General features: G+C 38.9%; 24 protein-coding genes. 4 read left to right on the forward strand and 20 right to left on the reverse strand.

The features are described 5' to 3' along the window. Nucleotide 1: 1 nt before the first annotated feature. From OMU_RS03145 to OMU_RS03210, 14 genes are all read right to left on the reverse strand, one after another. On the reverse strand, nucleotides 2-382 hold the full coding sequence (locus OMU_RS03145) for a hypothetical protein (protein ID WP_016178515.1): 381 nt from the start codon (nucleotides 380-382) through the stop codon (nucleotides 2-4). A gap of 199 nt (nucleotides 383-581) precedes the next feature. Further along, nucleotides 582-2,018 (reverse strand): PASTA domain-containing protein, encoded by a 1,437-nt coding sequence (locus tag OMU_RS03150; protein ID WP_016178516.1) that lies wholly within the window; start codon nucleotides 2,016-2,018, stop codon nucleotides 582-584. Next, complete coding sequence (locus OMU_RS03155) at nucleotides 2,011-2,685, reverse strand: ABC transporter ATP-binding protein (protein ID WP_016178517.1); 675 nt, start codon at nucleotides 2,683-2,685, stop codon at nucleotides 2,011-2,013. The genes OMU_RS03150 and OMU_RS03155 overlap by 8 nt, the downstream gene beginning before the upstream one ends. Nucleotides 2,686-2,696: 11 nt before the next feature. Beyond that, on the reverse strand, nucleotides 2,697-4,172 hold the full coding sequence (locus tag OMU_RS03160; protein ID WP_016178518.1) for an ABC transporter permease: 1,476 nt from the start codon (nucleotides 4,170-4,172) through the stop codon (nucleotides 2,697-2,699). Nucleotides 4,173-4,223: 51 nt separating this feature from the next. Next, a complete protein-coding gene (locus tag OMU_RS03165; RefSeq protein WP_016178519.1) occupies nucleotides 4,224-4,898 on the reverse strand; it encodes an ATP-binding cassette domain-containing protein in 675 nt (224 codons plus the stop codon). Next, nucleotides 4,895-5,329, reverse strand: coding sequence for an FtsX-like permease family protein (locus tag OMU_RS03170; protein WP_016178520.1), 435 nt, complete (start codon nucleotides 5,327-5,329; stop codon nucleotides 4,895-4,897). Before OMU_RS03170 ends, OMU_RS03165 begins: the two co-directional genes overlap by 4 nt. 56 nt (nucleotides 5,330-5,385) lie before the next feature. Next, a complete protein-coding gene (locus tag OMU_RS03175; protein ID WP_016178521.1) occupies nucleotides 5,386-6,147 on the reverse strand; it encodes an ABC transporter permease family protein in 762 nt (253 codons plus the stop codon). Nucleotides 6,148-6,201: 54 nt separating this feature from the next. Further along, nucleotides 6,202-7,296: a sensor histidine kinase gene (locus tag OMU_RS03180; protein ID WP_016178522.1), complete on the reverse strand. Its 1,095-nt coding sequence runs from the start codon at nucleotides 7,294-7,296 to the stop codon at nucleotides 6,202-6,204. Then, nucleotides 7,287-7,955, reverse strand: coding sequence for a response regulator transcription factor (locus OMU_RS03185; protein WP_016178523.1), 669 nt, complete (start codon nucleotides 7,953-7,955; stop codon nucleotides 7,287-7,289). The genes OMU_RS03180 and OMU_RS03185 overlap by 10 nt, the downstream gene beginning before the upstream one ends. 455 nt (nucleotides 7,956-8,410) lie before the next feature. Further along, on the reverse strand, nucleotides 8,411-9,397 hold the full coding sequence (gene lacD / locus OMU_RS03190) for a tagatose-bisphosphate aldolase (protein WP_016178524.1): 987 nt from the start codon (nucleotides 9,395-9,397) through the stop codon (nucleotides 8,411-8,413). 12 nt (nucleotides 9,398-9,409) lie between these two features. Further along, a complete protein-coding gene (gene lacC / locus OMU_RS03195) occupies nucleotides 9,410-10,336 on the reverse strand; it encodes a tagatose-6-phosphate kinase (RefSeq protein ID WP_016178525.1) in 927 nt (308 codons plus the stop codon). 12 nt (nucleotides 10,337-10,348) lie between these two features. Next, nucleotides 10,349-10,864, reverse strand: a complete 516-nt coding sequence (gene lacB, locus OMU_RS03200; protein ID WP_010731482.1) for a galactose-6-phosphate isomerase subunit LacB — start codon at nucleotides 10,862-10,864, stop codon at nucleotides 10,349-10,351. An 18-nt stretch (nucleotides 10,865-10,882) separates the two neighbouring features. After that, entirely contained in the window at nucleotides 10,883-11,311 is a 429-nt protein-coding gene (gene lacA, locus OMU_RS03205) for a galactose-6-phosphate isomerase subunit LacA (RefSeq protein WP_016178526.1), read from the reverse strand. Between the two features lie 19 nt (nucleotides 11,312-11,330). Beyond that, the gene (locus tag OMU_RS03210) at nucleotides 11,331-12,104 is read right to left on the reverse strand and encodes a DeoR/GlpR family DNA-binding transcription regulator (protein ID WP_010731480.1); all 774 of its coding nucleotides are present in this window, start codon (nucleotides 12,102-12,104) and stop codon (nucleotides 11,331-11,333) included. Between the two features lie 164 nt (nucleotides 12,105-12,268). Here OMU_RS03210 and OMU_RS03215 point away from each other — a divergent pair, with 164 nt between their 5' ends. The 3 genes from OMU_RS03215 to OMU_RS03225 are packed head-to-tail and all read left to right on the forward strand — an operon-like array spanning nucleotide 12,269 to nucleotide 14,584. Then, a complete protein-coding gene (locus OMU_RS03215) occupies nucleotides 12,269-12,760 on the forward strand; it encodes a PTS sugar transporter subunit IIA (RefSeq protein ID WP_016178527.1) in 492 nt (163 codons plus the stop codon). Nucleotides 12,761-12,802: 42 nt separating this feature from the next. Then, nucleotides 12,803-13,105, forward strand: coding sequence for a PTS sugar transporter subunit IIB (locus OMU_RS03220; RefSeq protein ID WP_016178528.1), 303 nt, complete (start codon nucleotides 12,803-12,805; stop codon nucleotides 13,103-13,105). Between the two features lie 21 nt (nucleotides 13,106-13,126). Beyond that, entirely contained in the window at nucleotides 13,127-14,584 is a 1,458-nt protein-coding gene (locus OMU_RS03225; RefSeq protein WP_016178529.1) for a PTS galactitol transporter subunit IIC, read from the forward strand. Nucleotides 14,585-15,177: 593 nt separating this feature from the next. Here OMU_RS03225 and OMU_RS03230 read toward each other — a convergent pair. Further along, the gene (locus OMU_RS03230; protein ID WP_002350442.1) at nucleotides 15,178-15,930 is read right to left on the reverse strand and encodes a DeoR/GlpR family DNA-binding transcription regulator; all 753 of its coding nucleotides are present in this window, start codon (nucleotides 15,928-15,930) and stop codon (nucleotides 15,178-15,180) included. A gap of 222 nt (nucleotides 15,931-16,152) precedes the next feature. Between OMU_RS03230 and OMU_RS22780 the strand changes: the two genes are divergently transcribed. Further along, a protein-coding gene (locus OMU_RS22780) for an IS3 family transposase (protein ID WP_233421602.1) occupies nucleotides 16,153-17,573 on the forward strand; the annotation gives its coding sequence in 2 pieces (ribosomal slippage) (nucleotides 16,153-16,630 and nucleotides 16,630-17,573; 1,422 coding nt in all). A gap of 129 nt (nucleotides 17,574-17,702) precedes the next feature. Here the strand turns inward: OMU_RS22780 and OMU_RS03245 are convergent. The 5 genes from OMU_RS03245 to OMU_RS03265 form a co-directional block, all read right to left on the reverse strand. Beyond that, a complete protein-coding gene (locus OMU_RS03245; RefSeq protein ID WP_016178530.1) occupies nucleotides 17,703-18,413 on the reverse strand; it encodes a GntR family transcriptional regulator in 711 nt (236 codons plus the stop codon). Between the two features lie 42 nt (nucleotides 18,414-18,455). Then, nucleotides 18,456-19,358, reverse strand: a complete 903-nt coding sequence (locus OMU_RS03250) for a class I mannose-6-phosphate isomerase (RefSeq protein ID WP_016178531.1) — start codon at nucleotides 19,356-19,358, stop codon at nucleotides 18,456-18,458. 70 nt (nucleotides 19,359-19,428) lie between these two features. Further along, on the reverse strand, nucleotides 19,429-20,238 hold the full coding sequence (locus OMU_RS03255; RefSeq protein ID WP_016178532.1) for a PTS system mannose/fructose/sorbose family transporter subunit IID: 810 nt from the start codon (nucleotides 20,236-20,238) through the stop codon (nucleotides 19,429-19,431). Between the two features lie 15 nt (nucleotides 20,239-20,253). After that, complete coding sequence (locus tag OMU_RS03260; RefSeq protein ID WP_016178533.1) at nucleotides 20,254-21,099, reverse strand: PTS mannose/fructose/sorbose/N-acetylgalactosamine transporter subunit IIC; 846 nt, start codon at nucleotides 21,097-21,099, stop codon at nucleotides 20,254-20,256. 31 nt (nucleotides 21,100-21,130) lie between these two features. Further along, on the reverse strand, nucleotides 21,131-21,628 hold the full coding sequence (locus OMU_RS03265; RefSeq protein WP_016178534.1) for a PTS sugar transporter subunit IIB: 498 nt from the start codon (nucleotides 21,626-21,628) through the stop codon (nucleotides 21,131-21,133). Between the last annotated feature and the right edge of the window lie 54 nt (nucleotides 21,629-21,682).

Consider the following 21,682-nt stretch of genomic DNA (forward strand, 5'->3'; position numbering starts at 1 on the left):
CTTACTCATTTTCCATTGGAAAAACGCCAATTTTATCACTTACTTTGAAAATTATTGGTGAAGCACCAGTTGAATTTATTTGAGTTAGGCGAGTGTTTCGTTTATCCGAACCTTGCAATAGAGGATCATTAGTCAATTCCTTTGATACATTCGTCTGCATCACATTCTTGTGGTTGACCTGCGTCTCCTTCAATCTTTGAGAAGTTTTCTTTGCGGTTCCAGTCTTTGGCAAAATTTTTCTGCTGACAAAGGTTACTTGAAGCTCTGACTGATAAAAGTGTTGGTAAAGCAGATAGCTTCCGACGCTGCTCAATAGCAGCAGCACAGAAATTAATAGTGTCACACGACGAATCTTATCTTGTCCCTTGGTGGTTCCTTCCATTTGTAAAGCCTCCATTTTAACAAAAAACAATTAAATGACATTTTATATATTTTTATATTAATATAATCATTGTTATATTGCAAATAATCATTTTTAAACAGTCGCAAATAAACCCATTCGATAAATTATCGAATGGGTTTATGCATTTTGTTCACTTTATTTATTCAAAGACGAATATATTTCCTTTTAGCCTTAGAAATTACTCGCTAGGCGTTCCTTGGTTTCCGCCATTTGCTTCATTTCCGACTCCCGTGTTCTCACCGTTCGTATTATTAGGAAAACTAGTTGGTGCGGAGCCCAAATTACCTAAACTAATATCGATAGAAACCGTAAGATTCAGTGGAACATAATCACTGAAATGACTCATTCCCACAACAGTCCCTTTCGGCTGATCGGAGTCAACCCGCCGAATGACATAATTAATGTTGGCACCTTTGGATTGAAACTCATCGTGGAAGTATTTTTGCAGTCCGCCTTCCACCATCGTGCCGCGTAAATCTTTCATGTAAGGTTGCCCTAAGGAGTACAACACCTTGATCGTTAAATTATCCTTCGCACTTAGTACCTTCCCAGCCTCTTCACTTTGAGAGACTAGCTGACCATAAGGTAGATTTTCCGTGTAAATACCTTTTGCTTGAATTTGGACTCCCTCCAACGCAGAGCTTGCGTCGTCGAGATTATACTCAGAGAAATTTGGAACGACATAGCCCTTGCCTAAAGAAACAGTAACCTTCATCTTTTCTTTTTTGGCAATTTTTTCATCCTTGGCAATACTTTGCTCCATGATACTATCAACTGGAATATCGTTTGAGGTTTTTTCCTCATAAGTCATATTGATTTCATTATTTTTGGCCCAGGTTTCAACTTCACTACGCGGCTTACGCAGAAAATTGGGAACCTTGATGTCCTTTTGATAGGTTTGCTTGCCTTTAGAAAAATAAACCTTCGCAGAATCTTTTCGTCGATAGTTTTCTGGTGTCACTTCAGCATTGGCAATTTCAAAGCGAATCGGTCGTCCCTTTTCAATCGTATCGCTGTATTCCTCAATCAATGAAAGATTATCCGCTTTTTTCTCTTTAATCCATCTTTCCACCTGCTGCTTGTTCATCTGCATAAAATCAGGCAGTGGAATTTTTTCTTTAGGGTCTGCCCCCAGACTGTTCGTGACGTTTAAAATGCCGCCTTTTTTAATCCGTGAACCACTTTTTTGTTTCTGTGCAAGAATAGTATTCGCATCTTTAGCTAAATCATAGGATTCCTTGATTTTGGTTTTGATTTTATTTTCCGAAGCCCAAACCTGTAAATCAGACAAATTTTTTCCGATAAAATTCGGAACCTTGACGTGGGTTTGCTGATAGTAAAATACCCCTAAAGCTAGAACAGCGGCGATTGCTCCCAGAATGACCCAGCGACGTTTCTTCCTTTTCTGTTTTTTATAGGAAGGATCAATCTCGATAGTAGCCTCATTTGTTTTATTTCTACTTCTAAGCTTTGGTTCGGGCGCCTTCTCTTGTTTTTCCGAAGATACTTCCTGCTTCACTTTTTTAGGAGCTTCCTTTTTGGGTTCTCGCGGTTCTTTTTCCTGCTTGCGACGATCGTAATTATCTCCGTTAAAGTTTGATAAAAAATCACTCATACGGCAGCAGCTCACCTTGATTTAAGTAAAAGATCTGATCAGACTGTTCCGCTATTTCTCTAGAATGCGTCACAACGATTACACATTTATTATGAATCGAAGCCAATTCCTTGAAAATCGTCACGATTTCCTCTTCCATCCCAACATCTAGATTTCCCGTTGGTTCATCCGCTAAAATGATGTCTACATTGGTCGCTAAGGCTCGTGCGATTGCGATCCGTTGCTGTTCACCACCTGAAAGCTGATTGACTAATCGATCCGCCTTAACCTTGTTAATTCCAATATAATCCAAAAGATTGTAGGCGATCTCAGTCGTATCTCTAGGCATCTCATTATCCGTGATGGACATAGCTACTAATACATTTTCTAATCCTGTCAAATAAGGAACCAGATTGTAATTTTGAAAAATAATACTGACATCGTCTCTGCGAAAACGATCGTAACCAATGTGCCTGATATCTTCACCATTATATAAAATTTCACCTGCTGTCGGAGCATCTAAGGCACTGATTAAGGATAAAAAGGTCGTTTTTCCTGACCCAGATTCACCTAAAATCGTATAGAATTGCCCTTTTTCAAATTTCACTGAGGTATCTTGCAGGATCATCCGTCTTTTTTCACCATCTTGATAGAAATAGCTTAAGTCTTTTGCTTCTAAAATCGTCATTGTCATTCCTCCTACATCATGATTTTCTTCGGATTCAACCGCATCACATACGTCAAAGGTAAGATAGCGGCTAAAAGAATCGTTCCGATACCAGCGATCAGATAGGTCGCAATGTATGTCATAGAAAAACGTACTTCGTAATTATTTAAGACATCTTGATTTGACAACGAGGAAGCTAAAACCGAAGCATTCCCGCCCATTGAAATCATTTGCGAACCGATATCCTGCGCAGACTGCTCCATCGCATCCCCTGCAATCAATGATTCAGAGACCATTTTCCCTAAAATATTTCCTGATACTAAGGAAATCAGTAAAGCAGCTAGACTAATCACTAACAGTTCAGCAATGACCTGCTTCATGATATTCTTTCGATGCTCTCCCAGTGATAAATAAATCCCCCACTCATGTCGGCGATCTTTCATAAACAACACGACTACGAGAGTGATGATCAATAAGGAGGCTAGAATCGCCAGCAGTACGACATAACCAGAGATTTTAGAAAGGCGCTTAACACTTGCCCCTACCTTGTCAAACTCATCCGTAGAAGCAACCGCTTTATAGCCATCTGGCAATAACGGCTTCATTTCCTTTTTAAAAGCAGCCACATCATCTGGTGATTTCAAAGTGAAAATCGGCGACACTTCCCCCTCAGAATCTTCCTTCAATTCTTCCGGCTGGTTGTCCATCTCAATCTTATTGATTTCCCGTACTAAACCGTTGGAAACAAAAGCGGTGTTGTATTGCTCCAATTCAGTAATCTGCTGGTTCAGAGCGTCTTGTCCGTTTTGTCCTTCTTTTTTCTTTTTCTCCAGCTTGATTGGTTCAAATAGGCCCACGATCTTGATGCCATGCTCTGTGGAATCCTGAGTATCCATTGAGCCGTCCTCTTTTGGAAGCAAAGTGACGGTATCTAAAACCATTTGGTCGCCAACGGATAGGCCATTTTCATCGGCCACCTTCTTAGAAATCAACGCTACTGGTTTTTTGCCAGCCAGTTCTTCTTTAGTCAGCATACGGCCATCAACCAGCTTAACTTTTTTATTTTTGAAATCCATTGGTTCGGTACTATTACTTCCCTTTAAGGTCATTGAGTTGTAGGGGGTAGCGAAATGAATGTCTCCTTGATCTTGAAGTTCATAGGTTTTGAACTTCTTCACATACAAATAAGCCATATAGCTATAATCATAATCCTTTACATAGGGTGACGCGCCCATTTTTTTAATGGTTTCTTCCTTTAGTCGTTCGTTCTGGGAGGAAACCTGCATTTCACCATTCTCATTTTGCTTCAGGATTTTGTTTAAATCCGGTTCGGCAGAGACCGTTGCTCCTAACTCCTGTTTCATCTTCTTTTCAACATTGGTTGTTGATTGCTGGATCGCGATTGCTCCGGCAATGACATTTCCTAATACAAAAATGACCGCAAATAGGATTAATGATTTCCCTTTTGTTCTTAAGATACTGTTTTTTGCTCGTTTCCAATAATTCATCGTAACATCCTTCCTATCAAAGAACTTAGATGGTTGGAAAGCGAGATCATGCTACAGTTCGACTTGTTCTTTGATGAAGAGTAACTTCCCTCCATTAAGTCCCCATAGCTCATCCGCAAATTTGACCGATTGCGTGGATTGTGTTGTAAAAATGAAGCATTTCTTTTCCTGCAGACTATGACTTCTAAGCTTATTCATGGCAAAAGATACTCCGCACTCACTAAAAACCTTTTCAGGCTCATCGACTAAAATCAATTGCGCCCGCTTTTTCATCAATAATTTTGCTAAAGCAACGAGCTGCTGATCTTTCTTACTTAATTTAGTCAAGGGAATGTTTAACTGTTTTTCCGATAGACCTATCGATAACAAGCCGCGTATTAACACGTCCTTATCGACCTTTCTACCGGATAGTAGCGTCTCCATTTCCAGATTGGCCAAGGCTGAGTCCTTCAGGAGACTGCCATCTTGAAATAAGCAAGCGACCTCTTGGCTTCGATAATGGTTTCGATCAATCTTAGCAATTTCTTGATGATCGTAAGTTAAGGAACCGCTAGAGCAAGTGATTAAACCAGCGAATAAGGTCAAAAGCGTAGACTTGCCACTGCCAGAATCACCAGAAATTTGGTAGCTTTTTCCTGTTTGAAAGCTGCCTCGAATCTTGTCAAATGTCGGGATCTTTGAATGTTTATAACGATAGTTAACCTGATCCAAGTTCCATTTTGTCATGGCTTTGCCACCACCTGTAAGGGAGCACGAACAATTTTAGCAATTCGAAGATTGGTTATTATCAACATCATAAATAGACAGACTACTAAAAAAAGAACCGCTGAATAATTTGTCCAACTGTCCAACCTTTGCTCTAAATGGGGGATCGTCCAGTCAACAAATGGCTCTTGTTCAGTCAAACTCTTTTGCAGCTTGATTAGCCACTCGCCAGTAATCCAGCCACTCAATTGTCGAGAACTAAAAAATGCGATTACTCCGAGCCCAATTATAAGCAAGCTATTTTCTAATGAACTGCTCGCCGATAAAACCTTGGGATTCATCCCCATCAAATGCAACGTATAAAAATCTTGTCGCTGATTAATTGCTAATGTGGAACAAACAGCAATCACTAAAAGCCCAATAATCAGTGCAACAACTACTCCGTTAAACAACAGATCAAGCGTATCCTTAAACGACTTTAAAATTTCTTGTGCCCAACTTTGATTGATTAGAGAATAATTTTTAAAAGATTTTGTTTTTTAAAGTCTTTTACAAAATTTTTTAATTCCTTTTTATCGGTCAATTGATACATTACACAAGAAAAATTCGATACCATATTTTGCTCCACCGCTGAACCTGTTTCCCAGCTGATTAAGATGCTACTTGGAGCTGATGACCATTCTATCGTTGAAAATTCAGCTATGCCTACAATTTTGATCTTGTGCTCTTGCCCTTTTCCTCCCAGCATAATTGTATCTCCTAGTTTCAACTTGTTAATCTTAGCCAAAGAACGATTAACCACACAGCTGTTCTTTTTTAAAGGAATATTCCCTTGGAGTTTAGCCTTTTTAGTGGACAACAACGTTTTTAACGCATCGTCCTCCAACATTGACACTGATAAGTAGTCATCTAGATTTTGCTCTGATGAAGAGCTGGAAAAGCTGCCGAACATTTGATCTTCCGGTTGCTGCAAACTAGTTGGGATGATCCCCTGTCTCGTTAATTGACTCTTTTTTACATAAGGCTTTGCTTTTAATGTTTCGTAATCGGTCATATTAAATTTGTTTGCTTGTTCGTTTTTTAAATCTTGCACGCCTTTTATTATCGCTGACGTTTGCTCTTGATAATCTGAAAAATAGGCTGAAGCGGTTAAATAAACCTGCAGCAGCATAAATACAAACAGCAAGATCATTAAAATGAAGCAGCCATTTTTTAGATGACTGAAGCGGTTGCGTTTAAGATTTAGCCAAGCATGTCGGATGATGATCATCGCTTACTTCTCCTCCTATGAGCGTATCTTAGCAAATCCAGTGTTAACTGAATGTTAACCAATACTAGGAAAACTTAAATAGAATGACGAACCGTTTTTTTCTTCACTTTCCAAATAGACAAACCCGCGACAAAGATCACAGACATGAGACACCACAGAAAGTCCGATACCATAGCCATCCTGCTTGAGTCCTTGCACTCGGTACTGATGAGAAAAAATTGATGCCTGTTTCTTCTGAGGAATGCCGATTCCCTGATCTTTTACTTCGATAATCACGCTACCTTTTCGGTTTGAAATGGTGACAGTTACCAGTTTTCCTTCACCATATTTGATTGCATTGTCGACTAAATTCGAAACCGCCCGATAAATCCAACGATCTCGACCATGAATCAGGGTTGGTTGATCTTCAGTAAACGCAAACAAAAGATTCGGATAATTCTTTTTGTAGGCATCACAAACTTCCGCACAGATCAGTGAAACGTCTACGACTTCCGTGCTAAGATCCTCTGTGTTATTGGATAATGTCAAAATATCGTCAATACTGTCGGTCATCCGATCTAAAAGCATTAAATTTCCTTGATCGGCATGTTGCCGTTCTATTTCCAGATTCGTACGCAAAATAGCGATGGCATTTTTCTGCTCGTGGGTCAGATAACTATTTAACCGTCGATAATCCTCCAAATGACCATCGAACTTATCCTTTAGCTTATTAAAAGCCGCATTTAATGCCTCATCCTTCACAGTATTTTTAGGTACTTGATCAATAAACGTTAAATCACGCGTAATCGCTAAGATTTGATTGCTGTAAATTTTGCGCAAAACCAACCAAAGAATAAACGTTAATAACATGATGGCAGAACAAATAACCAGCACCATCGCTGGTAAGTATTTAAACAGTTCGTCCTGGTAAGCTTTATCTATCATCGAAATAGTCATAAATTGATTGTTGGAAGATTTAGAAGCTTCCATCTGCGTCTCTGCTTGAACCGTCTTACCCTCTTCCATAAAATAAACATCTTCACCTAAGGTAGATGCGATACTGATTCCCTCCAAATTATTTCTCAGAAAGAAGAAACTCACTAAAATCACGCCTGTCACCAACAGTGAAAAAGCCAGCATCGTTAACGTCATTTTAAAATTTAATCGCATAGCTGGTATCCCTTTGCTCGAATGGTTTTTAAGACCTCTTTTTCAGCTGCTTCAGCCAATTTCTTTTTTAGACGAGCCAGATGCACTCGCAGAACCGACGAAAAAGGATCAAAATCTTCATCGTAGACATGTTCAGAAATTTCCTCAGACGAAACAACCGCTGGATGACGCTGAGCGATGCACAGCAAGATATCAAATTCCTTGGGTTTCAGGACCACCTCTGTCTTTTGATAGCTGACTCTTCGACCTAATGGATCAATCTTCAAAGCACCAATTGAAATCTGCGGCAGTGCACGTCCATGATAACGACGAATAACCGCGCGTATCCGTGCTTTTAATTCTAGTAACTCAAAAGGTTTGACTAAATAATCATCCGCTCCAAAATCCAAGCCTTTTGCTCGTTCTTCAATCTCATCACGTGCAGTAATAATGATAACTGGACTTTCGACTTCTTCAGCACGGAGACTTTGTAAAACAGATAATCCATCTTTTTTAGGCAGATTTAAATCTAGTAGTATCCCATCGTATGAATTGATGAAGGCCTTCTCTTCTCCCAACTCACCGTCATAAGCTACGTCTACAGAAATATTCTCCTGCTCTAATCCCTTTTTTACGGATAAAGCCAGCTCACGATTGTCCTCAACCACCAGTACACGCATGTATATTCACTCCTCGTATGGATTTAGTAATTACACTTATGCTTTTTAGCATAGTACATGCTCTTCTTCAAAGTCCACGTTCTTTTTGTGAAGATTTGAAGAAATTCATACATTCTGTTAAAAAAAGTATAATTAAGAGTGATTTTACTGTTTGAAAATACCTAGAATAGGAAAAGACTGGAACCTTTGCTCCAGTCTCACTACTTTCTATTTGCTTGGTTTTCTTGTATATACTTTTCAAAGTTCGTTGGTTTATGACCAATAAGCCTCGTTAGAATACTGAAAATTGCCATCAAGCCATTAAGTACCCCATGCAAGAAAACCTCTCTAACAGAAAAACCCCCTCGTTTTAACTCACTTACTATTTTAGAATTCGTACCCCTAATAATGCAGCATGATTTTACGCTTTATGTAAAAAAAAGACTGCAAGCAATTGTGCTTCACAGTCTGATTTCTTATGATAAAGAGCTCGTTAACACTTCCACCGGTGTAGCAGTTTCTTTCAATACGGCATTTAAATCTTCAATATTTTTACGCCCTTGCGTATTCATCCATTCCATCGCTGCTTCTTTTCCATCAACGATATAGCTTTCTACACCATCTGCCCAAGTCGCACGGCCGCAAAGTACACCATTGAAGGTTGAGCCAGCACTTTTTGCAAAGCGCAAGGTTTCTTGGAACAACTCTGCTTTTACACCGGCGCTTAGGAAAATAAATGGCAGGTTAGTGGCTTCAGCCTGTTCCTTGAAGAAGTTAGCCGCTTGTGCCTTTGTGTACACGACTTCGTCTGTCCCATAGTCTTCTACATAATTCATATTGACGGGCACTTCCACCTTCAACACATCTACGCCATAACGTGGATCAGAAAATTCCTTCATCATATCGTTGACTTTATGAGGTTTCTTAATGGCGTATTCTTTCGAAGTCGCATCAGAGATATTCGCATCATAAGAAACAAGCTCCAAGAAGAAGGGTAAGTTTTCAGCCTGACATTCTGAGCCAATCCGTTCGATGAAGGCATGTTTTTGGTCGTTGATTTCTTCTGCTTCGTCTACATCATAGTAAAGTAGGAACTTACAAGCATCGGCGCCTGCTTCTTTTAAGCGTTTAACTGACCAGATCGATAATAAATCAGGCAAACGGCCAGGCGTTGACGCATCGTAACCAGTCTTTTCATAAGCTAACAGCAAGCCGGCATTTTTTGCTCTAACGTCAGCTGCTGGCAAGCCATATTCGGGATCTAATAAAATCGATGAAGCATATTTCGTTAATTGTGAAGAAACAATTTCTTTAAATTCAACGATTTCTGATTCTTCTGCTTCGCTGCCCTTGAATTTTGTGATCATCTTCTTCAAAGCCCCGCGTTGATCAATTGCTAAGGCCCCAATCACTCCATCTTCATTGCATAGTTGCTTGATATATTGACGTTTTTCTTCGTTCATTTCCGTATCCTCCTACACTTTCTCCACTAAGATTTGATCATATAGTTTTTGATAATTGGCTAATTGGACATAGCCAGTCGTCGCTTCCTGAGCATTCAGCATTCCTAAAACATTGCCCTGTTTTAACACGGCTTCATCCGAAAGACCTTGTTGAATCGCAGCGGTCAATCCGGCAACGGTCGCATCACCAGAGCCAACTGGATTGACGACATCAATCTTTGGAATTGTCACGCGATAAAAAGTCTCGTGATGTTTGGCAAAGGCTCCGTCGCCCCCCATTGAAACCACTATCCATTCAATTTCATCAAACATCGAATCTGACAAGGCGGCTTTTAAATCTGATAATTCTGTTGAGATTTCTCGTCCTAGCAGACCAGCCAGCTCTTCGGTATTGGGTTTTATTAGCTTAGGCTTTACACTGCCTCGCAACACTTCCCTTAATGCTGTCCCTGAACAATCTAAAACGACAGGCTTTGGCTGACAAACTTGCAGCATTTGTCGATAAAAATCAGCAGGCAATCCTTCTGGCAAGCTTCCTGAAAAAGAAATGATTTCGGCTTTAACAGCTAATTTTTCGAAATGTTGCAAGAACGCCCTTGCTTCTTGTTCAGTAATAACAGGTCCATTTTCTAGGATTTCCGTCTGTTTTCCTTCATGTAAAACAGCGATGCAATTACGTGTCTCTCCGCTGATAGGTAAAAAGTCATGAGCAATCTCATTTTGAGTCAGGTCCTTTTTAATCTCTTCACCTAAAAAACCGCCGATTAAACCACTAGCAATCACCTCCGTATCTAATTGCTTCAAGATACGTGTCACATTTAGACCCTTACCGCCAGCTGTTTTGCGAACATTTCTTACTCTATTGACTGTGTCGAGCTTGAAGGTTTCTAATGGATAAGAAATATCAATCGAGGGATTCATCGTTATTGTTAAAATCATTTGTCCACCCGCTTAATCGTGGTATTCGCCACGATCCCATTTCTCGATAAATTCATCGAAGAAATGCGGATCAGACTGCTTGTCACTGGCTTTTTCGACGTGATCGATTTTGGCGATCAATTTTTTGTTTTCTTCAGTTTCTTGATAATCGGCATTGATGAAGGCCTCTAATATGTCACAGATCAAAAATTCTCCCGTAATCCGAGCGCCAAAGCCGATCACATTGGCATTTAGTTGTTCCTTCGCATAGATAGCAGTCGTCATATCGCGAACCAGCGCACTGCGGATACCAGGTACTTTATTGACAGCGTTGTTAATCCCAACACCTGTTCCACACAAACAAACTCCTAGATCTGCTTCTCCGCTAGTCACGGCCTCTCCGACTTTTTTTCCGTAGATCGGATAATGGGTTCTGGTAAAGTCATAGGTCCCCATATCCAACACTTCATGTCCTTTTGATTTTAAGAAATCTGATACTGCCATTTTTGTATCTGTGACGATGTGGTCACAGCCAATTGCGATTTTCATTTCATTCATCCTTCCTAATTACGCCATTTTATTTAACATGTCGACACGTACTTGATGACGACCGCCATCATAATTTGCTTGTAGAAATTCCTTAACAATATTCAATGCCAACTCATCGCCAACAATTTTTGATCCAAATGTGATCATCCGGGAATTATTATGTTCACGGGTCATATACGCACTGCGTTCATCCGAAACTTCTGCCGCTACCATTCCTTTAACCTTTGTTGCCGTGATAAAACTGCCAGCACCGTAGCCATCAACCGCGATTCCTAAACTACCTTCGTTTTCATTCAAATCATTTGCGATCGCCAAAGTTGATTCCACAAAATCTTCTGAAGCCGTTTCACTCTTATCTACTACTGTTATACCTTTCTTGATCAATTTTTTCTTGATTAATTCCTTTAATTCCATGCCATCACTGTCTGAACCAATTACTACACGCATTTTTGTTTCCTCCTATTTTTTACTGAATGATTTTAGTGAATTGCTGATAATAACTCTTCAGCTCGGCTGAAAGAGTAGAATCCGTAAATAATTTGTCGATCTTGCGCAAATCATAGAAATTATAAAAATCGCTATGGTCGAATTTGTTTGCATCTGAAACCAAACATTTTTCTGCCGCATTATCTAAAACAATTTTTTGCAAGGTACCTTCTTCAATACTGAAATTCGAAACCTCCGAACCCTTCAATCCATTCACTCCGACAAAAGCCTTCTTAATACCGATTTTTTGAACAGCTTCATTGGCAATTGAACCGACAAAGGCTCCAGTCTTTTCCCGATAAAGCCCACCGATCAAATACAGTTCAAATCTTTTTATTTCACTTAATAGATTGAAAACCGGCAGACTATTGGTAACGATTCGGAGAGATGACGGCTTGATGTATCGTGTCATTAATTCGATCGTTGTACCCGATCCAAGAAAAATCGTGTCGTCTTCTTGATTGATATGAGCCGCCGCATTTTTAGCGATGTATTCCTTCTCTTTTGTATGCAGCTTTTTTTTTTCAGTATGAGAAAGCTCGTTTGCTTCTATAGAAGTCGACATTTCCAGATAATCGATTTTTTGTGCACCGCCATGAACGCGTAAAAGCTTTTTCTTCTGCGCGAGTTCCTCTAGATCTCGGCGGATCGTCATATCTGAAACATTCAGTACTTCCTGAATAAATTTGACTGTGATCGTCCCATAGCGATCACACATCGCTAAGATCGAACGCTGTCGTTCTGTTTTCAGCATATTCTGTACCTCCACGACCCTATAATAAAACATTTACAAACATTTTTCAACACATATTGTTTGTTTATTTTCGTTTATGTGTTGACAATGATTTTGTAAGCGATTATACTCAACGTGTAAATAGATAAATAAACATAAACGAACTAATAAAGGAGCTGTTTTGTGTGAATAAATTCTTTTTCAAAGACACGGTCTATGTTTCTGACAAGCAATCGCAAGAAGAAGTGTTCGAGCAAGTCTATCAAGATCTGTTAAAGAAAGAATTGGTAACCGAAGATTTTTTGGAGAACCTTTTAGAACGGGAGCGTAATTATCCGACGGGATTGGATCTCTCACCTGTCTCTAAAATATTGCCAGATATCGCTATCCCTCATACCGAAAGTGAGTTTGTGCGAACCACCCGTATCATTCCAATCAAAGTAAAAAATGAAATCCCTTTCTACAACATGATCTCGCCAAGCGATCAGATTTCCGCTTCATTTCTTTTCATGATCTTGAACGAAAATGGTGAAGCACAGGCTGGCATGTTGGCTAATATCATGGATTTCATTAATTCTGTTGACAAAGAAAAACTGTGTTCGTTTTTCAAATTAGAGGACACAGAAGCGATTTATCATTTTTTAGAAGAACATTTTTATATAGAAGTCTCTGCCTAACCGCAGGATAAAAAATAAACTTATTTTAAGGGGAGAATTATTATGATCAAAATTTTAGCAGCATGTGGAGCAGGCGTTAATTCAAGCCATCAAATCAAAAGCGCTTTGGAAACTGAATTGAAAAATCGTGGCTATCAAGTCACCTGTGACGCCGTTATGATCAAAGACATCAATGAAGAAATGCTTTCTCATTATGACATTTTCGCACAAATTGCCAACACCGACTTGGGTTTTAACATTAACATCCCTGTCGTTGATGCAGGTGCTATTCTTTATCGTATTCCTGCTATGGCTGAGCCTGTTTACCAAAGTATGGAAAGCGCAATCCAATCATTAAACAAATAGGACTAAAGAAAGGAAAAACATATGAATACAATTATTGATATTGCCAATAAAGTATTTACCCCCCTAATTAATTTAGGGGCGGCACCGTTAATGACCATCGTATTAACTGTTATTGCTTTATTTTTTAAAGTAAAACCGTCACGCGCTCTTGAAGGCGGGATCAAATTAGGGATCGCCCTGACTGGGATCGGAGCTATTATTGGAATTTTAACTACTGCTTTTTCAGACGCTATGACAGCTTTTGTTGAACGAACAGGTATTTCATTAAACATTACAGATGTCGGTTGGGCCCCACTAGCAACCATCACATGGGGGTCGCCATACACGCTTTATTTTTTACTAATTATGGTGATCGTCAATATTATCATGTTAGCAATGAAAAAAACCGACACATTAGATGTGGATATTTTTGATATTTGGCATTTAGCAATTGTTGGTTTGTTCGCGATCTTCTGCGGTGCTAATCTGTTTATTGCTTCTGCATTAGTTATTTTCATTGGTGTATTAAAAATTTGGAACTCCGACTTAATGAAACCAACCTTCAATGACTTGTTAAATGCACCCGACAGCAACCCGATGACTACGACTCATATGAACTACATGATGAATCCAATCATTATGGTTTTCGATAAAATTTTCGACAAAGTCTTCCCTTGGTTGGATAAATATGATTTCGATGCTGCCAAATTAAATAGTAAAATTGGCTTCTGGGGATCAAAATTCGCAATTGGAATTTATTTGGGGATTTTTGTTGGATTACTAGCAGGACAAACACCAACGCAAATTTTCTCGCTAGCCTTTACTGCTGCCGTCTGTTTGGAATTGTTCTCTTTGATCGGCGCTTGGTTCATCGCAGCCGTAGAACCGTTATCACAAGGGATTACCGATTTTGCCAATAAACGACTAAAAGGACGTACCATCAACATAGGTTTAGACTGGCCTTTCTTAGCAGGCCGCGCTGAAATCTGGGCTGCCGCTAACGTATTAGCACCAATCATGTTGCTAGAAGCCATCATCTTACCAGGAAATAAATTATTGCCACTAGGCGGAATCATCGCAATGGGTGTTACCCCAGCACTATTGGTCGTAACTCGTGGAAAATTAATCCGTATGATCGTAATCGGCGCGATCGAATTACCATTATTCTTATGGTCAGGCACCTTGATTGCACCATTCGTCACTCAAACAGCTAAAGCAGTCGGAGCCTTTCCAGCCGGCTTGAGCGGGTCCGCCATGATCTCTCATACAACGATGGAAGGCCCGATTGAAAAATTCCTAGGTTATTTAGTCGGTAATGCTTCTCAAGGACAAATCGAATTTGTGATATACGCTGCCTTAGCATTAGGTGCATACCTTTTAATCTTCATTTGGTATGCTCGTCAAATGAAAAAACGCAACGCTGCATACGCAGCTGAAAAAGAAGAGAATGCATCTCCGGCAACGGCGCATAATATGACTTATGCAGCCGAAGCTAAATAAGCTAAAAACACCCCGAATGTCTTTAGACTTCGGGGTATTATTTTACCTATAAAAAATAAATAGATGTAAAAACCATTTCAAAAAGCATAGCCCATCTCTTGCCACACCCAATAAAGAAATTATCAACGTTTATGCTGCTTTTCACCTCCTTTAAACTTGCCTTTGTTGGTATTCCTCAACGATTCTTTTTGGTTCTTGTTTGTTTTGTGCTTTTTGATTTTTTTGTTGTTTAATTGCGGATTCCTTGACTTCGTTTTTCCTGAATCGCTTCGCATCCTGTGGTTATGAATGCGCTTTAAATGTTGCTTTTTCTGATCTAACTCGTTTCATTTCAAAGAGCTTCAGCTGACTTAGTGCCTATGGTTGTTTTGATATCCCTTTTCCTCCTTAATAAAGCGGTGATTGATACTGATATTTTTTCCTTCTCATATACATAATATCCAAAAAAAATCGACTATCTTTTTTCAAATGGTGTATTCAAGTATTCGGAGGAATTAGTAATGATGCACCTTAAAAATAACATACTTTGCTTAAATTCAAGGCTACAAAAAAACTACCAAGTTCTAATTATCTAGAGTTTGGCAGTTTCTCATTTACACAACATATTTTTCTTCTTTTTCGATTTTTTCATAGTGCTTTTGTTCATCATCATCCGTTATAACTACCGTTACATCATTCAGATTATAATATACTGAAAAATCTCTTTTCCCAATTTTCGAATGATCAATCAATAAAAAGCGTTCAACAGAATTATTCAGAGCGATTTGTTGAGTTTGGCCCTCTTCAAAAGTCGAAGTCATAATTTTCTGTTCATTTAAAGCATTACAGCTGAAAAATGCTTTATGAAAATTCATATCCTGTAGCGATTTATTCGTGATCTCACCAACAAAGCATTGAGTTGTTTCCCGCATCTCGCCACCCAATAGATAGATTTTTCGATTCCCTTTTCGCTTATTTAATTCTTCAAAAACAGGCAAACAGTTTGTAACAATCCGCAGTGAATCCCCTTGAATGATTTTTGACATGAGCTCGATTGTAGTTCCTGGTCCAAGAAATATCGTATCACCATCATTGATCATTTCATTCGCCTTTTCCACAATCCGCTGCTTTTCTTCTTGCAGCATAATCTGTTTTTCCCTATGAGAAAGCTCCACATGCCGATAAAAATCCTTCAATTTCGCTCCGCCATGGACGCGTTCTAATAATCCTTGTTTCTCCATTTCGTCCAAATCACGTCGGACTGTCATATCTGAAACCGAAAACTTCTCCATAATATCGCTGACTCGTACTGTACCGTTAACCTCTAATAACGACATGATCGCTTGGAATCGATCCGTTTTTAACATTTCATCGCCTCTTTTCTTTTTAAGACTATCAAATTCTTAAGAAAAGTGCTAGAACAAGTTTTCTTAAGAAGCCTTCTGCAGGAAGGAAAGCAAAATTTTTCAGAATTTGCAAGCTGCTATTCTAAAAAAATAAAACCGAACGAGCATGACTATCATAGTGACAGCTGAACCGACCCCCAAAAGTTAGACCAAAAATCTAACTTTTTGGAGGTCGGTATTTTTATGACTGAATATGGCTTTGAAATCAAGCTGAAAGTTGTTCAAGATTATTTGGATGGAAAAGGTGGCTATCGCTATCTAGCGAAAAAGTATGGAGTTAAGAACGCGGATCAAGTAAGAAGCTGGATTAATTCCTATCAACAATTTGGTGAGGAAGGACTCTTTCGAAAACATTATGATAATACTTACTCTGTTCAATTCAAGATGGATGCGATAGAGTTATATCAAACGAGTGAGTTGTCCTATCGTGAAGTTGCCAATAGACTCGGTATGAGGAATCATGCTCTGATTGCCAGTTGGATGCGGAGTTTTCGAGATGATGGTATCAAGGGACTCTCAAAACCGAAAGGACGTCCACCTACCGTGCCTAAGAAAAAAGAAAAGCCAAAGAAAGATTTTGTTAAAGTAACATCGGAAGAACGCGACCGTATTAAAGAATTAGAAAAACAAGTCCGTTCACTTCAGATAGAAAATGCCTTTTTAAAAGAACTGAGGAAGCTGCGAAATCAGGAAGCCCAACAAAGACGAACGAATCAATCGCACGAATCATCCACAGCCTCCGAGGACCCTTCAAATTAGTTGAGCTTCTTGAGACCTTGGACTTTCCTAAAGCAACGTTTATGTACTGGCAAAAACGATTTGACAGAGAAAACCCTGATCAAGAAATTGAAGCCGAAATGCTTCGTATTCGTAAAGAACATAAAAATTATGGCTGTTTACGAATGACGAACGAACTAAAGAATCGTGGATTCCATGTTAATAAAAAGAAAGTCCAACGTTTGATTCGAAAACTAGGAATCGAAGTGCGTTCATACACGCGGAAATCACGGCGCTACAGTTCTTACCGAGGAAAAGTCGGGAAAGTGGCGAAACACCGGATTCGTCGTCACTTTTATACGACTATTTGTCACCAAAAAATTACGACAGATACAACAGAGTTCAAATATCTTGAAGTGGATATCAAAGGCGTGATCCGTCAGAGAAAGTTATATCTGGACCCGTTTATGGATATGTATAATAGCGAGATTCTTTCGTACCGCATCTCGGAAAAGCCAAATGCCTTGGCAATCATGGAAGGCTTAGAAGAAGCCATAGCGATCACGAATGATTGCCCGTATCGTCGCACTTTCCACTCGGATCAAGGCTGGGCCTATCAGATGAAAGCCTACCGTCGAAAACTAAAGAAACAGAAAATTTTTCAAAGTATGTCTCGAAAAGGAAATTGTTTAGATAATTCCATCATGGAGAATTTCTTCAGTCTTCTAAAACAAGAAATTTTTCATGGAGAAACCTATCACAGTTTTGATGAACTAAAAACGGCGATTGATGATTTTATCTATTACTACAACAATCACCGGATGAAACAGAAATTGAACTGGAAAAGCCCTGTTCAGTTTCGAGAAACAGCACAGAAAGCGGCATAATCGCTTAGCTTAAGAAACAAAAAACGGAGTAGATTTCTCTACTCCGAAAAAAGTCTAACATTTGGGGGTCACTTCAAGCCTTGTTCATTCGACTTTTATCTTTAATAAATCATTTTATTTAATCTGAAGTTATTGCGCAAGTTCAAAAACAAAGTAGTTAATGTCTCCTCGATATTTCGAAATCGAATACTCAACGGGCAGACGTTCTAGCGAAAAACCCTGTGTATGGAAATAGAACATTGGATCTCCTTCTTCCACATCTAACAAATCGCTGATCGTATCATCCGCTTTGATTACTTCTAGCTTTCTGGTGACCGTTTTAATTGGATAACCCATTTCTTCAAAAACTTGATACATTTTTTCTTTTGTAAAATCAACCTTCTGGAACTTTGGAAACAATTCATAAGGAATATAGCTAGTAACTAATACGACTGGTTTCTCTTCCGCGTACCGTAAACGCGTTAATTTATAGACCAAGTCTCCTTGCTCTAATTCTAAGTTTTCAGCTACTTCTTCACTAGCAGCAACTTGTTGAAAATTCAAAACTTTTGTTTTTGGAATAATTCCTTTTCGGCTCATTTCCGAATCAAAACTCTCGATCACATGTGTAAATTCTTGCTGAATCTTAGTTTTTTTTACAATCGTTCCTCTTTTTTTACGCTTCTCCAAATATCCTTCATTTACCAGCGCCTGAACCGCCTGACGAACTGTAGGCCGACTAACCTTGTACTGTTCCGCCAACTCCATTTCAGTAGGAATTAATTGATTTTCCACATATTCTCCATTTTGAATTTTTTCCAATAAGTCCATTCGAATTTTTTTGTGCAAAGGGATATTCATAAGCTACCTACTCCTTGATTAATTGTATCCATTATAACATAGTTATATTCTCCAATATTTTATTGGTGTAGCTAAGACAGCTTCAACCGTTTCTGGCAATTCAAACATCTCATCCTTTAATAAAACAATACTTTGTCCGACATTGCAAGTACTGCCGGCAATAACAATCGTTCCAGCAATTATTGTAAGTATACTTGCTATGGAAGAATTATTTTCTACTATTTGCTTTCCTTTCAGATGCTGAATCGTAAATTCCCTTTGACAAATTGAGTCTCCTAATGCAAACGAACACCTTTCTACCTGATTTTCTGGTTGAAGTGTTTCGATGGCCTTTTCAACATGTAGTTCCCTTTTCTGTCCTCGCATATCTGTACGATCATAATCATAAAAACGATAAGTGATATCTGTTGCTTGTTGAATTTCATAGACCAATGATCCCTTTGTTAACGCGTGAATCGTTCCAGACGGGATATAAATCACATCATGTTCTGCAACTGGATATTTTTTCAAAATTTTCGTGTATTCATTCTCCTTGGCTGCTGCTAAAACAGCTGATTTTCTAGGGTCTTGCTGTTCAGCATAAATCCAGCCTGTTTCCGGCGGATCAATAAAATACCAGGCTTCACTTTTTCCATAAGGCAGATTCTCAACGGACTGCGCGTATTCATCAGTAGGATGTACCTGAATACTAAGATTCTCATCGCAGGCTGTAAATGAGATAATCAAAGGATAAACCTCACCCGCCTCCAAACCAAATTTTTGAGGATTTTCTGCAACCATTTCTCCAAATGTTTTCTCTTCATTTACTACGTTACAATCAATATCAGCAATCCCACTTGCTGAATAAACGGACCCAATTTTCTCAATCTTATGGTCACCATGATATTCGTGCAATCTAGCTGTGCCCCAAATTCGTTCTCGTGAGGTTGGTTCTAAAATGTACATTTTTCATTCTCCTTTATTTCATTATTCTCTAATAAAGAAGACGTGCTTCATTCGAAACACGTCCACTTCCTTAAAATACTCCGATAACTACACCAATTGCTGAAATAACCGTCAAAACGAGTATGACTTTTGTAGCCGTCATTTGTTTTGAAGTCAATAAATACCAAGCCAGTAAGACCATCATCAAAGGAAGAACATTAGGAAAAATTCCATCTAATACTGTCTGTAGCTTTTGTACCTCATCTCCCATAGGAATTTTAATCGCTGTCGTTAGTGCAATATTAGAAGCAGCCAAGCCACCAACCACCATGATCCCTAAAATATTGAATGCATCAGTGATTCGTTTCGCATTTTCTCCTATTATGACGTCAATCGCATTTACACCTAGCCGATAACCGTTCATAAAGCATAAATATGAAATGAGCGGACCGATAATCCCGTAGCTTATAATATAAAATATCAGACCTAAAGCATTGCCACCTGCTGCTAACCCCATACCAATTGACAGTAAGATTGGTACAATGATTCCTTGAATAATTGAATCCCCTATTCCCGCCAATGGTCCCATTAAGGTCGTTTTAATATTTACGGGCATCTCTTCAGGCACATCTCCACCAATAGCGATTTCTTCTTCTAATGAAGCAACGATACCATTGATCAATTGACCCGTCTGAGGTTCAGTATTATAAAACATCGAATGTCTTAATAATAACCTTCTTTTAGCTTCTTCATCATTTTTATAATACTTTTCAGCAAACGGCAGATAGGAATAGGCCCATGCATGAGCCTGTAGTTTTTCATAGCTCATGGAAGATAAGTGAGTAAAGCCCCAACGTTTCCAAATCTGACGTAATTCTTTTTTCGTTAATCGATTTTCCATCCGTTTTTTCCCTCCTTAGAACAAATCGTCATCTTCATAAGCTGCTTCATTCTGCTCAATTGGCACATTATTTGCGAGAACAAGCTTACTATCTCCATTGCTTTTTCCTGTACTAAGGTAAACAACGTAGGCAACCATTGCTGCCAGAAATACTAAAGCAATCATGTTTAATTTGGCGAAAGCCATCAAAACAAAACCTGCGAAAAAGAAAACCAAATGAACCTTTTCTTTGATTACAATTCCCATCAGCATCGCAATCCCTAAAGCAGGCAAAACACCGCCTAGCACCGAAATAGTATCAGTTACAACCTGCGGAACATTGTTTAATAGCCAATCCACTAAGCCACGTCCAAAGAAAATTGCTGCAAAAATCGGAACTGCTCGAAGTAAGAACGTCGTAATTTGAGGATAAACCACATGATTCAGCAAAATGCCGCGATCATCAATATTTTCAGCCGCACTCTGTGCTCGCGTATTCCAAAATGAATATAGAGCCATTCGTGTATTGTAAAATATGAGTCCAAAGGTCTGACCTATTAAAATCGCTAGAGTAACTGCAACCGCTGGTTCCCTTGTAGTAGCTAAGGCTAAACCAATACCGCCATAGGCTGCATAAGTGATTTCACTATTGGTTGCACCACCAGTTGATAAGTTTGCAATAAACACAACTTGAACAGCTAGTCCGCATAACACGCCTGCCTTAATATCACCAAAAGCCATGCCCACTAAAAATCCTGCCACCAGCGGACGACCAACTACATAAAAACCACCACTCATTCCAAATAACCAAGGACTCTCAATTGCACCTAAGTAACAAAAAATTCCAGTTAATAAAGCGGGTAAAAACAAACTGCCATCCATCTTTTTTCCTCCTTTGATTCTTTCATATCTACTAACTCATCAATGAATCATACTTTGCTTTCATAACTTTCCAAGATTTTGGTTCATCATCTGGTAATAGCTGAAATTTAATTTCAATTCCTTGCTGATCCATATAATCGAATGCTTCATAATCTTTTTCGTCAATCGCAACCGTTCTTCCAAGAACTTTCGCTCCTTCACGAGTGTTCATCGGTCCAACATTCAATAGTTTGCCAAAATCAACTCCCAATCGTACTAACTCAGCAAATGTTTGAGGAGAATTGCTGATTAGAAAGAAATCTTTTGCTGAATCTCTTCCCTTCGGCACACTTTCTATAGCTTGTTCAGTAGTATAAATACCCAATTTTAAATTCCCTGCTGCCGCTTTTAGCACTTTTTTTCGTAAATCATCTTTTGCAATGTCATCTCCTACTACCAAAATTCCTTGAACTGAGCGTGCCTTTGTCCATCGTGTTGTTGTTTGCCCGTGAATTACTCGATCATCAATTCTTGCTAAAGTAATCGTCATAATAAAATCCTCCTAATTAAATATTGAAAATAATTGCTAAATCTTTTTCTTTTG

It is taken from the genome of Enterococcus avium ATCC 14025, assembly GCF_000406965.1.
Classification (GTDB): domain Bacteria; phylum Bacillota; class Bacilli; order Lactobacillales; family Enterococcaceae; genus Enterococcus_A; species Enterococcus_A avium.